This is a genomic window from Thauera aminoaromatica S2 (assembly GCF_000310185.1).
Taxonomy (GTDB): domain Bacteria; phylum Pseudomonadota; class Gammaproteobacteria; order Burkholderiales; family Rhodocyclaceae; genus Thauera; species Thauera aminoaromatica.
Genome location: NZ_AMXD01000036.1, coordinates 1 through 15,296 on the forward strand (window position 1 = coordinate 1; position 15,296 = coordinate 15,296).

Genomic DNA, 15,296 nt, shown 5'->3' on the forward strand with positions numbered 1-15,296 from the left:
TGGCGGCGCTCGCCGCGCGCATCGCGCTGCGCCCGGCCAGCGCCCGCCACTCCTACGGCCTGCGCCGGGTCGAGGCGCTCGCCGCGCTCGCCAACGGGCTCTTCATGCTGGTGATCGTCGGCGGCCTGGTGTGGCACGCGGTCGAGCGCCTGCTCGAGCCGCGCGCGGTGGCCGGCGAGGCGGTGATCCTGGTCGCGCTCGGCGGGCTGGTGCTGAACCTGGCCGTGGCCTGGCTGCTGACCCGCGGCGAGGGCGATCTCAACACCCGCGGCGCGCTGCTGCACGTGATCGGCGACCTGCTCGGCTCGGTCGCCGCGCTCGCCTCGGGCATCGTGATCCTGTACACCGGCTGGATGCCGATCGACCCGCTGCTCACCATGCTGATCTGCGGCCTGATCCTGTACTCCACGCTGGCGCTGCTGCGCCAGGTGGTCCACACCCTGCTCGAGGGCGTGCCCGACGGCCTGTCGCTGCCCGAAGTCGGTCACGCGATGGCGGGCGTCGAGGGCGTGCGCTCGGTGCACGACCTCCACATCTGGAGCCTGGATTCAAACCGCAGCGCGCTCTCCGCCCATGTCGTGCTCGCCGACGCGGCGCGCTGGCCGACGGTGCTGGCGGCCGAGCGCGCCCTGCTGCGCAGCCGCTTCGGCATCGAGCACGCCACCCTGCAACCCGAGCTGCCGCCGGCGCAGCCGCTGGTCTTCACCCCACGTACGCCGCGCGCACGCGATGCCGGCTGAGCCCCTCCCCCGATCCACAGGACCCCGACAATGCACTCCGCCCAGGAACTGGTCAGCCAGATCGAGGCGCTGACCTCGCTGCCCGATGTTTACATGCGCGTGCGCGAACAACTCGAGTCGCCGGCCGGCTCGGTCGTCACCGTCGCCCGCCTGGTCTCCGCCGACCCCGCGCTCTCGGCCCGCCTGCTGCACCTGGTCAACAGCCCCCTGTTCGGCCAGCGCGGCCGCGTCGAGGACATCGTGCGCGCGGTCGCGCTGCTCGGCCTGCAGCAGGTGCACGACCTGGTGCTGGCGATGTCCCTGCAGGGCATCTTCGCCGGCGTCCGCCCCGCCCGCCTCGACATGCGGCGCTTCTGGCGCAACAGCCTGCTCACCGGACTGGCCGCGCGCGCGGCCGGGATCGCCGCCGGCCTCACCGCCGGCGAACGCCTGTTCCTGATCGGCGTGCTCGCAGACACCGGCCACCTGGTGATGTACCAGACCGTGCCCGAGCTCGCCGCCGCCGCGCGCCTTGCGGCGCAAGCCGGCGACGAGGCGCTCGACGCCGCCGAGCGTCGCCTGGTCGGCTGCGACTTCGCGGAACTCGGCGCCGCCCTGCTCGACCGCTGGCAACTGCCCGACCGCTTCGGCACCGCGGTGGGCGCGCAGATGCTGCCGCGCCTGGGCGGCGCCTACGCCGCCGAGGCGGCAACCATCAACCTCGCCCGCCGCATCGCCGAGGCCGACGAGCTGGACCTCCCGAGCAGCGCCGCCGCCGCCCGCGTCGCGCCCGAGACCTGGGACCTGCTCGGGCTCGAGGCGGAGCGCCTGGCGGGCCTGCGCGAAGGTGCGGAGATCGATTTCGCCGCCTACCTGTCGCTGTTCTTCCCACGCAGGTAGGGGCCGCAGCGTGGCGCAAACCCGCATGGAGACTGGGATTCCAGCCCAAAAACCCCACTTCGGAAGCTACTACATGTAGTGCCCTGCAAAATCATGAAATACAAAGAGATTATATAAGTCATTGTTTTTTTACATTTTTATTTTTTTGCACCAGCACTCGTTCCGCGCTATCCTTCCGTCCGTCCCAAGACCCACCACGGAGGAAGAAAAAGACCATGAGCGAGACCACCAGCGCGTCCACCCAGAACACCGTCAAAGCCTCCGCCGCCAACCTGCCGATGCAGGAAATCTCCGGCGAGGTGCTCGTCGAGAAGTACGCCAAGGGCGATGAACAGACCGTCGCCGAAGTGCGTCGCCGCGTCGCGCGCGCGCTGGCTGCAGTCGAAGCCGAGGACAAGCGCGCCCACTGGGAGGCGAAGTTCCTCGAGGCGCAGGAGAAAGGCTTCGTGCCCGCCGGTCGCATCAACAGCGCCGCCGGCACCACGCTCGCCGCCACGCTGATCAACTGCTTCGTGCAACCGGTCGGCGACTCGGTCACCGAGGCGGTCGATGGCCGCCCCGGCATCTACACCGCGCTAGCCCAGGCCGCCGAGACCATGCGCCGCGGTGGCGGTGTCGGCTACGACTTCTCGTCCATCCGTCCCAAGGGCGCGCTGGTCAAGGGCACGGCCTCCAACGCCTCCGGCCCGGTGTCCTACATGCGCGTGTTCGACCGCTCGTGCGAGACGGTGGAGTCCGCCGGCGCGCGCCGCGGCGCGCAGATGGGCGTGCTGCGCTGCGACCACCCCGACATCGAGGAATTCATCCACGCCAAGGATGAAGGCGATCTCACCAACTTCAACATCTCGGTCGGCGTCACCGATCCCTTCATGCAGGCGGTCGAGGCCGACGGCGACGTAGAGCTGGTGCACAAGGCCGAGCCCACCGAAGAGGTGAAGGCCGCCGGCGCCTACCAGCGCGACGACGGCATGTGGGTGTACCGCAAGGTGCGCGCGCGCGAGCTGTGGGACCAGGTCATGCGCTCGACCTACGACCACGCCGAGCCGGGCATCCTGTTCCTCGACCGCATGAACGCGGACAACAACCTGTACTACTGCGAGACCATCGAGGCCACCAACCCCTGCGCCGAACAGCCGCTGCCGCCCTACGGCTGCTGCTGCCTGGGCTCGATCAACCTCACGCTCTTCGTCAAGAACCCCTTCGGCGACAAGGCCGAGTTCGACTATGCCGGCTTCGGCAAGGTGGTCGAAGTCTCCATCCGCATGCTCGACAACGTGCTCGAGGTCACCCACTGGCCGCTCGCGCAGCAGCACGCCGAGGCGCAGTCCAAGCGCCGCGTGGGCCTCGGATTCACCGGCCTGGGCGACGCGCTGATCATGCTCGGCCAGCGCTACGACACCGCCGAGGCGCGCGAGGAAGCGCGCAAGATCTCCGAGTTCATGCGCAACCGCGCCTACCTGGCCTCGTCCGAACTCGCCCGCGAGCGCGGCGCCTTCCCGCTCTTCAACGCCGACCTCTACCTGTCGGGCGGCAACTTCGCCTCGCGCCTGCCGGCCGATGTGAAGGACAAGATCCGCAAGCACGGCATCCGCAACTCGCACCTGCTGTCGATCGCCCCCACCGGCACGATCAGCCTGGCCTTCGCCGACAACGCCTCCAACGGCATCGAGCCGCCCTTCTCCTATACGTACACCCGGCGCAAGCGCATGGCCGACGGCACCTTCAAGGAGTACGCGGTCGAGGACTACGCCTGGCGTCTGTACAAGCACCTCGGCGGCAACGTCGACAAGCTGCCGCAGTCCTTCGTCACCGCGCTGGAGATCTCCGCGCAGGCCCACAAGGACATGGTCGCCGCGGTCGCGCCCTACGTCGACACGTCCATCTCCAAGACGGTGAACGTGCCCGAGGACTACCCCTACGCCGAGTTCGAGGATCTTTACCTCACCGCCTGGAAAGCCGGCCTCAAGGGGCTCGCCACCTACCGTCCCAACTCGGTGCTGGGTTCGGTGCTGTCGGTCACCCCGACCGCCGAGCAGAAGCAGCCGCACGACGTCGAGATCGCCGACGCCAACAAGCGCCTGTCGATCAAGAACCTGCCCGCTCCGGTGCTGTCCAGCCTGCGCTGGCCCGGCCGCCCGGACCTGCCCGACGGCAACCTGGCGTGGACCTACATGCTCAACACCCCGACCGGCGGCTTCGCCCTCTTCGTCGGCCAGGTGGGCAACAACGGCGGCAGCTTCCCGTTCGAGGTGTGGGTCAATGGCGCCGACCAGCCGCGCGGCCTGGGTGCGGTGGCCAAGACCCTGTCGATGGACATGCGCGCCAACGACCGCGGCTGGCTCAAGCTCAAGCTCGACACCCTGGCCCGCACCGTGGGCGAGCGCTCCTTCGAGATGCCCTTCCCGCCGCACGGCGAGAAGAAGCTGGTGCCCGGCGTGGTGTCGGCCTTCGCCCAGGTGGTGAATTACCGCTGCGAGAAGCTCGGCGTGTTCGACAAGGAAGACGAGAGCAACGGCGTCCTCGACACGCTGTTCAGCCTGGAAGAACCCAAGACCGGCACCGACGGCACGCTGTCGTGGACGGTGGACATCTACAACCCGGCCACCGGCGAAGACTTCGTGCTCGGCCTCAAGGAAATCACCCTGCCGGACGGCGTCACCCGCCCGTACTCGGTGTGGCTGTCGGGCAACTATCCGCGCGCGCTGGACGGCCTGACCCGCATCCTGTCGCTCGACATGCGCGTCATGGACCCGGCCTGGATCGGCATGAAGCTGCGCAAGCTCCTCGACTACCCCGAGCCGCTCGGCGACTTCATGGCCTTCGTGCCCGGCACCCGCCGCCAGCAGAACTGGCCCAGCACCGTGGCCTACCTGGCGCAGCTCATCATCCACCGCTACGCCATGCTCGGCGTGCTCGACGAGCGCGGCTACCCGACGCGCGAGATGGGCATCCTGGAGTCGCCGCGCGACGACAACGAGCCCAAGCTGATGCAGGGCGCGCTGTGCAACGAATGCGGCAACCACACCGTGATCCGCAAGGACGGCTGCGACTTCTGCACCGCCTGCGGCGCGGTCGGGACCTGCGGCTGAGCGCGCGCACGGGCATCGCGCAAACGTCATATTCAGCAAAAAAGGGCAGCCCTGCGGGCTGCCCTTTTTTGCGCTCGGTGTGATCCGTCGATCGTTTCCTGGACGCAGACGCTCTATATAATCGAGAAAATCTTCAGAAACGGTGCGCAGCCCGCCCTGCGACCACGGCACGCCCGAGCGATCACCATGCCCACCTGCCCGCGTTGCGACGGAACCGACTGCCGCGAGTCCCCGTGGAAATCCACGGACGAGCGCCTCGCCCACCCGGGCGAGCGCGCATGGCGCTGCATGTCCTGCGTGCACCGCTTCCACGCCCCGGAGCCGCGCCGCCTCCTGCGCGACAACCCGATCGTCGCCACGGTGGGCGGCAGCACCCTGCTGCTGACGATCGCCGTCATCGCGATCCTGTGGTTCTGGAAGAGCTGAGCGGGGAGCGCGCATGAGCACTCGCGCCCACCCGGTCTGCCCGGCCTGCGGATCCACCGACTGCCGGCGTTCGCGCTGGCGCTCGCACGAGGAACACGCCGGCCATCCCGGGCTGCACCCCTGGCGCTGCCTGGCCTGCGACCAGCGCTTCCTGGCTCCCGACGACGCGCTCCGCCCGCGCAGCAGATGGCCGCTGGTGGTGGGGATCCTGTCGGCCCTGCTGCTCCTGGGCATCGGCATCGCGAGCGTGCGCATGCTGGACCTCGACGAGTCCGGCGATGCGCCGGGCGAGACCCGATCCGCCGCGGCCGAGCCCTCGGCGCCGGCGGACGCGCTCGACGCCCGCTTCCGCGCCGCACGTGCCGCGCTGCTCGACACCGCGCGCGGCCGCGAAGTGTCCGCCAGCGCGGTGAGCCAGTTGCGCGAGGCTGCCGAAGGCGGCCACACCGGTGCCATGGTGCTGCTCGGCAAGCTCTACCGCAGCGGCATCGGCATGCCGCAGAACTACGAGCTCGCCGCGCGCTGGCTGAACCAGGCGGCGCATGCGGGCGATCCCGAGGGCATGGTGGAGTTCGGCCGCCTGCATCGCAGCGGGATCGGCGTCGAACGGGATGCGGTGCAGGCCTATGTGTGGTTCAATCGCGCAGCCGCCCTGCTCAACATGGACGGCGTGCAGGAGCGCGACAGCATCGCGGTCAAGCTCGACGCGGACGAGCTCCGGCGCGCGCAGGCCCTGTCGCTCGAAGCCGCCGAAGAGGCCGCCCGGCAGGCGGCCGAGCGCAGCCGCTGAGCCCCCGGGCGTCCACGACGCCGCACGCGCCCGCTTTCCGACCGACGACACACCGCTTCGAATCGACGTGCCCATCCCGTATCCCCCCCTGCAGCCGGACACCGCCGCCGGCCCTGCCCGACTGGTCCTGCAGGGCATCAGCAAGGCCTACCCGACGGTGGTCGCCAACCACGACATCGGCCTCGTCGTGCGCGCGGGCGAGATCCGCGCCATCCTCGGCGAGAACGGCGCCGGCAAGTCGACGCTGATGAAGATCATCTACGGCGTCACCCGGCCAAGCAGCGGGCGCATGTTCTGGGAGGGCGAGGAGGTCGCGGTCGCCAGCCCGGCGCATGCGCGCAGCCTGGGCATCGGCATGGTGTTCCAGCACTTCTCGCTGTTCGAGACGCTGACCGTGGTGGAAAACGTCGCCCTGGCCCTGCCCGGCAAGCCCGCGCTCGACGCGCTCGCGCGGCGCATCGTCGAGGTCTCGGAGCGCTACGGCCTGCCGGTCGATCCGCGCCGCCACATCCACGCCCTGTCGGTGGGCGAGCGCCAGCGCGTCGAGATCATCCGCTGCCTGCTCCAGGACCCGCGCCTGCTGATCATGGACGAGCCCACCTCGGTGCTCACGCCGCAGGCGGTGCGCAAGCTCTTCGAGACCCTGCGCCGGCTCGCCGACGAAGGCTGCTCGATCCTCTACATCAGCCACAAGCTCGACGAGATCCGCACGCTCTGCCACACCGCCACCGTGCTGCGCGGCGGCAAGGTCACCGGCGAGTGCATCCCGGCGCAGGAGACCCCCGCCTCGATGGCGCGCCTGATGATCGGCAAGGAACTGCCGCGCTGCGAGCACGACGCGCGGCAGGCCGGCAGCGAAGTCCGCCTGCGCCTGGCCGGGCTCTCGCACGCCGCGGACGACCCCTTCGGCACCGACCTGCGCGACCTCCACCTCGACGTCCATGCCGGCGAGATCGTCGGCATTGCCGGAGTCTCGGGCAACGGCCAGCAGGAGCTGCTGCGCGTGATCTCGGGCGAGGCGCCGCTGGCGGAGAAATTCCCCGTGCAGATCTGCGGTGTCGAGGCCGGCCGGCTGTCGCCGGGGCGGCGGCGGCGGCTCGGCATGGCCTTCGTGCCCGAGGAGCGCCTCGGCCGCGGCGCGGTGCCGACGATGTCGCTCGCCGACAACGCGCTCCTCACCGCCGCGCACAACCAGGGCATGGTGGCCGCCGGCTTCCTGCGCTTCGGGCGTGCGCGCGCGTTCGCACGGCGCTGCATCGACGAGTTCGACGTCCGCTGTGGCGGCACGGCCGCCGCGGCCAAGGCGCTGTCGGGCGGCAACCTGCAGAAGTTCATCGTCGGCCGCGAGATCCTGCAGGCCCCGCGCCTGCTCGTATGCGCGCAGCCCACCTGGGGCGTGGACGTCGGCGCCGCCGCCTTCATCCGCCAGCGGATCATCGACCTGCGCAACCGCGGCTGCGCGGTGCTGGTGATCTCGGAGGAGCTCGACGAGCTGTTCGAGATCTGCGACCGCATCGCGGTGATCGCCAAGGGCCGGCTGTCGCCGGTGCGCGCCGCGCGCGACACCAGCATCGAGGACATCGGCGTGTGGATGAGCGGACTGTGGCCGGGCGCCGAGCACACTGCCGGCGCGCCCCTCGCGACGGAGACCCCGCATGCTTGAGCTCGAAGCCCGTGCCGAACCCTCGCGGCTGATGGCCTGGGCCTCGCCGCTGCTCGCGGTGGCACTGATGCTCGTCGGCGGCCTGGCGGTGTTCGCCGCGCTCGGCAAGGACCCGGTCGAAGGCTTCCGCGTCTTTTTCCTCAACCCGGTCAAGGACCTCTACGCGCTCTCCGAACTGCTGCTCAAGGCCACACCGCTGATGCTGTGCGCGATCGGCCTGGCGATCGGCTTCCGCGCCAACGTGTGGAACATCGGCGCCGAGGGCCAGTTCATGCTCGGCGCGGTGGCCGCCACCGGCGTGGCGCTGTACTTCGGCGACGCCGAGAGCGCCCTGGTGCTGCCGGCAATGGTCCTCGCCGGCGCCGCGGGCGGGGCGGCTTGGGCGGCGATCCCGGCGCTGCTGCGCACGCGCTTCAACGCCAACGAGATCCTGGTGTCGCTGATGCTGGTCTATGTGGCCCAGCTCTTCGTGTCCTGGCTGGTGTTCGGGCCATGGAAGGACCCCGACGGCTTCAACTTCCCGCAGACGCGGATGTTCGCCGAGGCGGCGACCCTGCCGATGGTGATCGAGGGCACCCGCCTGCATTTCGGCTTCGCGATCGCGCTCGCCGCCCTGGTGGCCGGCTACGCCTTCATAAACCGCAGCCACGCGGGCTTTCGCATGCGGGTCGCCGGCGAGGCCGCCGACGCCGCGCGCTACGCCGGCTTCTCGGCCACCCGCATGATCTGGGTGGGCCTGCTCCTCGGCGGCGCCGCCGCTGGCCTGGCCGGCATGGGCGAGGTGGCCGGGCCGATGGGCCAGCTCACCGACAAGGTCGGCAGCGGCTACGGCTTCGCCGCCATCATCGTCGCCTTCGTCGGGCGGCTCAACGCCTTCGGCATCCTGCTCGCCAGCCTGCTCATGGCCCTGCTCTACATCGGCGGCGAGCAGGCGCAGCAATACCTGAACCTGCCCAACTCGATCTCGATGGTGTTCCAGGGCATGCTGCTCTTCTTCCTGCTCGGCGCCGACGTCTTCATCCACTACCGCCTGCGCCTGCGCCGGCGTGGCACTTGAGGAGGCCGCCATGGACGCGAGTCTCTTCACCTCGATGCTGTTCGCCACCGTGGTGGCGGGCACGCCGCTGATCATCGTCGCCCTCGGCCTGCTGGTGAACGAGAAGGCCGGGGTGCTCAACCTCGGCGCCGAGGGCATGATGGCGATGGGCGCGGTCGCCGCCTTCGCCGTCACCCACGAGAGCGGCAACCCGTGGCTGGGCGTGGCCGCCGGCATGGGCGCGGGCATGGCGATGGCGGCGCTCTTCGGCCTGCTCGTGCTCACCCTGATGGCCAATCAGGTCGCCTCCGGCCTGGCCCTGGCGATCTTCGGCGTCGGCCTGGCGGCCTTCGTCGGCAAGCCCTACGAGGCGGTGGCGCTGCAGGCGGTGCCGCCGATCCGCATCCCCTTCATCGCCGACCTGCCGCTGATCGGCGAAGCGCTCTACAACCAGCAGGCGCTGGTGTATTTCTCCTGGGCGCTGTTCTGGGGCCTGCTGTGGTTCCTGCACCGCAGCCGCGCCGGGCTGGTGCTGCGCGCGGTGGGCGAGTCGCCCGCGTCGGCGCACGCGATCGGCTACCCGGTGATCCGCATCCGTTACCTGGCGGTGCTGTTCGGCGGCGCCATGGCCGGCATCGGCGGCGCCTTCCTGTCGGTGTTCTACACGCCGATGTGGGCCGAGGGCATGGTCGCCGGGCGTGGCTGGATCGCGCTCGCGCTGGTGGTGTTCGCGACCTGGCGGCCGCTGCGGGTGATGGTCGGGGCCTATCTGTTCGGTGGCGTGATGGTCACCCAGCTCTTCATCCAGGGCTCGGGGCTGCAGATCGACTTCCCCTCGCAGCTGCTGTCGTCCCTGCCCTACTGGGCGACCATCGTGGTGCTGGTGGCGATCTCGCGCAACGGCAACACGATCCGGCTCAACTCGCCGGTCTCGCTCGGCAAGCCCTACCGGCCCGAGGCCTGACGCCTTTCGCCGCGACCGCGGCGGCTCGGCAGCCCTCCAGCGCGGGACAACCCATCTCGGGTCGCGCGTGACGCAGTCGGCAGCAGCCGGGCGGAGCGCGGGCTAGCATCTGCGGCATCCGAACACGCTCCGGCGCAGGTCCGCCTGCCCGTACCCGCCCGATGATCCTCGACCTGCTCCAGGCCACCGCCCTGCTGCTCGCCCTCTGCCTGCTGCAGGGCGGTTTGGCACGCCGCTGCGCGCACGGCGGCCCGGCATTCGCGGTCGGGTCCGGGCTGATCTACGGGCTGGCCTGCATCGCCGGCATGATGATGCCGATCACGCTGGCGCCCGGCGTCATCGTGGATCCGCGCTCGGTGGTGTTGAGCGTGGGCGCACTCTTCGGCGGTCCGCTCGCCGGCGCCGTGGCCGGCCTGGCCGCCGCAGCCTATCGCATCTGGCTGGGCGGCAGCGGCGTCTTCATCGGCGTGACGACGATCACGCTGGCGGTGCTGCTCGGCCTCGCCTTCCGCCTCGGCGCCGCGCGCGGCTGGCTGCGGCCGGCGCCGCTGCAGCTCTTCCTCTTCGGCGTATTCACCCACGCCACCAGCCTGCTGCTGATCGCAACGGTCCCCAACCAGTCCCTCGCCGGTCTCTTCGCCAACCTCGGCCTGCCCTACCTGCTGCTGATGGGGGCCGCCACGCTGCTGCTCGGCGCCCTGCTGCGCGACCTCGAGCAGCGCCGCGCGACCGAATGCGCGCTGGCGGCGAGCGAGGCGCGCCTGCGCGCGATCACCGCGGCCATCCCCGACCTGGTCTTCGTGGTCGACGAGGACGGCCGCTACCTCGAGGTCATCACCCGCCAGGAAAACCTGCTCGCCGCACCGCCCGAGCAGGTGATCGGCCGGCGTCTGGAGGAAGTCCTGCCCGCCGCGCCGGCCGCCGTGCTGCGCGAGGCGCTGGAGCAAGCCCTGGCCAGCCCGGAGCGGACCTGCGCCCGCTATGCGCTCGACACGCCCGCCGGCCACCGCGAATTCCAGGCCTGGATCCAGGCCATCGACGCCCCGATCGGCGGGCGCCGCGCGGCGGCCATCCTGGTGCAGGACATCACACCCAACGTGGCCGCCGAGGAGCGCATCCGCAAGCTCGCCTACTACGACCCGCTCACCACGCTGCCCAACCGCCGCCTGCTCGTCGAGCGCCTCGGCCACGCGATCGCCACCAATGCGCGCACCGGCCTGCACGGCGCGCTGATGTTCATCGACCTGGACGACTTCAAGGACATCAACGACCTGCTCGGCCACCACAACGGCGACGTGCTGCTGCGCGAGGCCGGTGCACGCCTGCGCGGCGTGGTGCGCGAATCCGACACGGTGGCACGCTTCGGCGGCGACGAGTTCGTGGTCCTGCTCGAGCTGCTCGCCGAATCTGCCGACGAGGCCTTGCTCGCCGCGCGTCAGGTCGCGGACAAACTGCTCGAACAGCTCGGCCATCCCTACCGTCTCGACGGACTCGACCGCAAATGCACCGCGAGCCTGGGCCTGGTGATCTTCAACGGCCACGAGCACACGGCCGACGAACTGATGCAGCGCGCCGACCTGTCGATGTACGAGGCCAAGCGCTCGGGCAAGAACACCGCCCGCGTCTTCGATCCGCACATGCGTACCGAGCTGGCCGACCGGCTCGCGCTGGAGACCGAGCTGCGCGGCGCGATCGGCTCTGGCGCATTCCTGCTCCACCTGCAGCCCCAGCTCGACGCCGGCGGACGCCTGATCGGCGCCGAGGCCCTGCTGCGCTGGAACCGCGAGGGGCACGGACCGACCCCGCCCGCCCTGTTCATCCCGATCGCCGAGCAGGCGGGCCTGATGCCTGCGCTCGGACGCGAGGCGATGGCGCTCGCCTGCGAGGAACTCGCGCGCTGGGTCGCGCTCCCCGGCGCCGACGGCCTGGTGATGGCGGTCAACGTCAGCACCGCCCAGCTCTACGAGCCCGGTTTCGTCGAGGAGGTGCTCGCGCTGCTGGCGCGCACCGGCGCCCCCGCCGAGCGGCTCAAGCTCGAACTCACCGAATCGCTGCTGCTCACCGACATCGAGCGCGCCATCGAGGCCATGACCCGCCTGCGCGAGATGGGCATACGCTTCTCGATCGACGACTTCGGCACCGGCTACTCCTCGCTCGGCTACCTGCAGCGCCTACCGCTCGACGAGCTCAAGATCGACCGCACCTTCGTGCGCGACCTGCCCGCCAACGCCAGCAGCCTGGCGATCGTGCGCACCATCATGGCACTCGCCGACACCCTGCGCATCCGCGTCGTCGCCGAGGGCGTGGAAACCTCCGCACAGCACGCCTGTCTGCTCGACAACGGCTGCGACGCCTTCCAAGGCTTCCTGTTCGCCCGCCCCGAGGCGGTGGAGAGCTTCCGCGCCCGGATGTCCGCGACGGACGCATTGCACGGGAGCGGCGCCCAGCCCCGGGGCGGGGCCGATCGCGACCGATGAACGATCCGCACCCGGCACAGCGCGCCACCGTGAGCCTCCCTGCCCCGACGCCAGCCTTGTCCCCCTCCGCGGCAGCGATCGAGCTTTTCATCGAGGCCTGCCCGTTCGCGGTCATCGAGTGGGGCCGCGACATGCGCGTCCTGCGCTGGTCGCCCGAGGCCGAGCGGGTTTTCGGCTGGTCCGCTGCGGAGGTGCTCGGCAGGCGCCCCAACGAATGGAGCTTCACCCATCCGGACGACGCGGCGGCGGTCAAGCGCGCGATCGGCCAGGCCATCACCGCGGACGGTCCCACACCGCCGGTGATCGGCCGCAACTTCACGCGCGACGGCCGCCTGCTGCATTGCGAATGGCACAACCGGGCGAACCGCGACCCGCAAGGCCGGCTCGTCTCGCTGCTCTCTTTCGCGAAGGACCTCACCCGACAGCTCGAGGCCGAGCGCGCGCGCGACCTCAGCGAAGCCCGCTACGCGCACATCTTCAACAACAGCCACGCGGTGATGCTGATCCTCGACCCGGAGAGCGGTCGCATCCTCGACGCCAACCCCGCCGCGGAGGAGTTCTACGGCTGGTCCAGGGAAACGCTGCAGACGATGCAGATCGGGGACATCAACACCCTGTCCCCGCAGGCGCTGCTCGTCGAACTGAAGGCGGCCCATGCGGAAGAGCGCAAGCACTTCGAGTTCCGCCATCGCCGCGCCGACGGCTCCGTCCGCGACGTCGAGGTCCACAGCGGACCGACCGAGGACGGCAACCGCTCCATGGTCTTCTCGATCGTGCACGACATCACCGAGCGCAAGCAGGCCGAAGCGTTGTCGCGACGCTGGGAGCGCTTCTTCCGCCTGTCGAACCTCGGCCTCGCGATGCACGACGTGTCCGACAACACGATCATCGACGTCAATGCCACCTATGCGAGCCAGCACGGCTACTCGATCGAGGAGCTGCGCGGCATGCGGATCGACGAACTTTACCCCGAGGACGAGCGCGAGCAACTCCATGCTCACCTCGCCGAGGCCGATCGCATCGGCAACGCCAGTTTCGAGACCGTTCACCTGCGCAAGGACGGCAGCCGGCTGCCGCTCGTGATCGGAGTGACCGCCCTGCTCGACGACCGCGGCCGCGCCGTCGCGCGCTTCGCATTCGGACTCGACATCAGCGCGCGCAAGGCGGCCGAGGATGAGCTGCGCAAGCTGTCGCGCGCCGTCGAGGAGAGCCCGGAGAGCATCGTCATCACCAACACCCGGGCCGAGATCGAGTACGTCAACCAGGCCTTCATCGACAAGACCGGCTATTCCCGTGCCGAGGCCATCGGCCAGAACCCGCGCCTGCTGCAGTCCGGACGCACCACCCCGGCCACCTATGCGGACCTGTGGAACACGCTCACCCACGGCCGCTCCTGGCAGGGCGAGTTCTTCAACCGCCGCAAGGACGGCAGCGAGTACCTCGAGCGCGTGACGATCACGCCGATCCACGACGAAAGCGGGCACATCACCCACTACGTCGCGGTCAAGCAGGACATCACCGCGCAACGGCGCATGGAAGAGGAACTGCTGCGCTACCACGAACACCTCGAGGGCCTGGTCGAGAGCCGGACGGCCGAACTGCAGCACGCACTCGATGCGGCCAACATCGCCAGCCGCGCAAAGAGCGAGTTCCTCACCACGATGAGCCACGAGATCCGCACGCCGATGAACGGGGTGATCGGCCTGCTCGACGTGCTGAGCCATTCGCAGCTCTCCACGGAACAGGTCGAGATGGTCGGCATCATGCGCGAATCCGCCGAGACCCTGCTGCGGCTGATCGACGACATCCTCGACTTTTCCAGGATCGAGTCGGGCAATCTCGAGCTCGACGTCGGCCCTGCATCGATCCCCGACCTGATCGCGCGTGTCGTCGGCATCCTGCAGACGGTCGCGAACCGCAAGTCGGTCCGGCTGAGTACCCGCATCGACCCCGACGTGCCCGCGGTCGTGCGCACCGACGCGCTGCGCCTGCAGCAGATCCTGTGCAACCTCGTCGGCAACGCGGTGAAGTTCTCCTCCGGCCTCGACCGCCCCGGCCGCGTCGAGATTCGCGTCGAGACCGCCGGCGCAGGCCGGATCCGCTTCATGGTCACCGACAACGGCATCGGCATCGCCCCCGAGGCGATCGAAAAGATCTTCGACCCCTTCTCGCAAGCCGAATCCAGCACCACCCGCCGCTTCGGCGGCAGCGGACTCGGACTGTCGATCTGCACGCGCCTCGTGCGCATGATGAAGGGCCGGATGGAGGTGAACAGCCTTCCCGGGCGTGGCAGCCGCTTCGTGGTCACGCTCCCGCTTGCCGCGACCAACGGCTCGGCCACGCGCAGCGAGCCAGCCCGCAGCACGGCGCTCGCTCGCCCCTCGCCCACGCCGCCGCTTGCGACACCCGGAGCCGGCGAGTCCGGTCGCCGCATCCTCGTCGCCGAGGACAACGACATCAATCGTCGCGTCATCGCGCGACAGCTCGCACTCCTCGGGCTGCAATGCGACACTGCCGAGGATGGCTTCGAGGCACTCGAGCGCTGGCGGCAGGGTCAATACAGCCTGCTGCTGACCGATCTCCACATGCCCGGGATGGACGGCTACGAACTCACGGCGAGGATCCGCAGCGAGGAAGCGCCGGGCCGGCGTACGCCGATCGTGGCGGTCACCGCAAACGCCCTGCGCGGAGAGAAGGAGCGCTGCATCGACGCCGGCATGGACGACTTCATCCTCAAGCCGGTACAGGTTGCGGCGCTGCAGGAGGTGCTCGCGCGCTGGCTGCAACCGGACACCGAGCAGCGGACTCCCGCCGGCACCGCGCCGGCAGCCCCGGCGGCGCCCCCTGCGGTGTTCGATCCGCAGGCCTTGCCGGGACTGATCGGCAACGATGCGGCGCTGATCGCGGAGTTTCTCGGCGAATACCGGCTCTCCGCATGCGACACCGTGCGCAGCATCCGCAAGGCGTGCGAGGACGGCGACTGGCGCCGGGCCGGCGAGCTCGCCCACCGCCTGAAGTCCTCCTCGCGCTCGGTCGGCGCCATGCAGCTCGGCGAAATCTGCGCCGCGCTCGAACAGGCCGGTCGCGACGACGATGGCGACCAAGTGCAGCGCCAGGGCGGGCTGCTCGAGGCGGCCCTGGCAGCCACGCTCACCGCGATGCAAGGCACACAGGCCGCAGGAGTTCCGCCTGCGCGTGGTGATACCCCCCGGCCTGGGTAGCCGCTAGAATA

10 protein-coding genes are annotated in these 15,296 nt (G+C 70.1%); all 10 read left to right on the top strand.

Going from position 1 to position 15,296, the window contains the following annotated elements:
- A partial coding sequence (locus C665_RS07735; RefSeq protein ID WP_004304725.1) for a cation diffusion facilitator family transporter occupies window positions 1-740 on the top strand: 740 nt, incomplete at its 5' end.
- 30 nt (window positions 741-770) lie between these two features.
- Window positions 771-1,619 carry an HDOD domain-containing protein gene (locus tag C665_RS07740; protein ID WP_004304726.1) on the top strand — a complete coding sequence of 283 codons (849 nt, stop codon included), beginning with the start codon at window positions 771-773 and terminating at the stop codon, window positions 1,617-1,619.
- Between the two features lie 215 nt (window positions 1,620-1,834).
- A complete protein-coding gene (locus C665_RS07745) occupies window positions 1,835-4,708 on the top strand; it encodes an adenosylcobalamin-dependent ribonucleoside-diphosphate reductase (protein ID WP_004304728.1) in 2,874 nt (957 codons plus the stop codon).
- 186 nt (window positions 4,709-4,894) lie between these two features.
- Entirely contained in the window at window positions 4,895-5,134 is a 240-nt protein-coding gene (locus tag C665_RS07750; RefSeq protein WP_004304730.1) for a hypothetical protein, read from the top strand.
- 13 nt (window positions 5,135-5,147) lie between these two features.
- On the top strand, window positions 5,148-5,924 hold the full coding sequence (locus tag C665_RS07755) for a tetratricopeptide repeat protein (protein ID WP_004304732.1): 777 nt from the start codon (window positions 5,148-5,150) through the stop codon (window positions 5,922-5,924).
- Between the two features lie 67 nt (window positions 5,925-5,991).
- On the top strand, window positions 5,992-7,587 hold the full coding sequence (locus C665_RS07760; RefSeq protein ID WP_004304734.1) for an ABC transporter ATP-binding protein: 1,596 nt from the start codon (window positions 5,992-5,994) through the stop codon (window positions 7,585-7,587).
- On the top strand, window positions 7,580-8,644 hold the full coding sequence (locus C665_RS07765; protein WP_004304736.1) for an ABC transporter permease: 1,065 nt from the start codon (window positions 7,580-7,582) through the stop codon (window positions 8,642-8,644). Before C665_RS07760 ends, C665_RS07765 begins: the two co-directional genes overlap by 8 nt.
- Window positions 8,645-8,654: 10 nt before the next feature.
- Entirely contained in the window at window positions 8,655-9,587 is a 933-nt protein-coding gene (locus tag C665_RS07770; protein ID WP_004304738.1) for an ABC transporter permease, read from the top strand.
- Window positions 9,588-9,748: 161 nt separating this feature from the next.
- Window positions 9,749-12,064: a putative bifunctional diguanylate cyclase/phosphodiesterase gene (locus C665_RS07775; protein ID WP_004304740.1), complete on the top strand. Its 2,316-nt coding sequence runs from the start codon at window positions 9,749-9,751 to the stop codon at window positions 12,062-12,064.
- Complete coding sequence (locus C665_RS07780; RefSeq protein ID WP_004304742.1) at window positions 12,061-15,285, top strand: PAS domain S-box protein; 3,225 nt, start codon at window positions 12,061-12,063, stop codon at window positions 15,283-15,285. The genes C665_RS07775 and C665_RS07780 overlap by 4 nt, the downstream gene beginning before the upstream one ends.
- Window positions 15,286-15,296: the final 11 nt, after the last annotated feature.

Excerpts from the sequence above, each read along its gene's own strand:
- C665_RS07750 (WP_004304730.1), top strand. The coding sequence starts at position 4,895 with ATGCCCACCTGCCCGCGTTGCGACGGAACCGACTGCCGCGAGTCCCCG.
- C665_RS07765 (WP_004304736.1), top strand. The coding sequence starts at position 7,580 with ATGCTTGAGCTCGAAGCCCGTGCCGAACCCTCGCGGCTGATGGCCTGG.
- C665_RS07780 (WP_004304742.1), top strand. The coding sequence starts at position 12,061 with ATGAACGATCCGCACCCGGCACAGCGCGCCACCGTGAGCCTCCCTGCC.
- C665_RS07745 (WP_004304728.1), top strand. The coding sequence starts at position 1,835 with ATGAGCGAGACCACCAGCGCGTCCACCCAGAACACCGTCAAAGCCTCC.
- C665_RS07740 (WP_004304726.1), top strand. The coding sequence starts at position 771 with ATGCACTCCGCCCAGGAACTGGTCAGCCAGATCGAGGCGCTGACCTCG.
- C665_RS07755 (WP_004304732.1), top strand. The coding sequence starts at position 5,148 with ATGAGCACTCGCGCCCACCCGGTCTGCCCGGCCTGCGGATCCACCGAC.
- C665_RS07775 (WP_004304740.1), top strand. The coding sequence starts at position 9,749 with ATGATCCTCGACCTGCTCCAGGCCACCGCCCTGCTGCTCGCCCTCTGC.
- C665_RS07770 (WP_004304738.1), top strand. The coding sequence starts at position 8,655 with ATGGACGCGAGTCTCTTCACCTCGATGCTGTTCGCCACCGTGGTGGCG.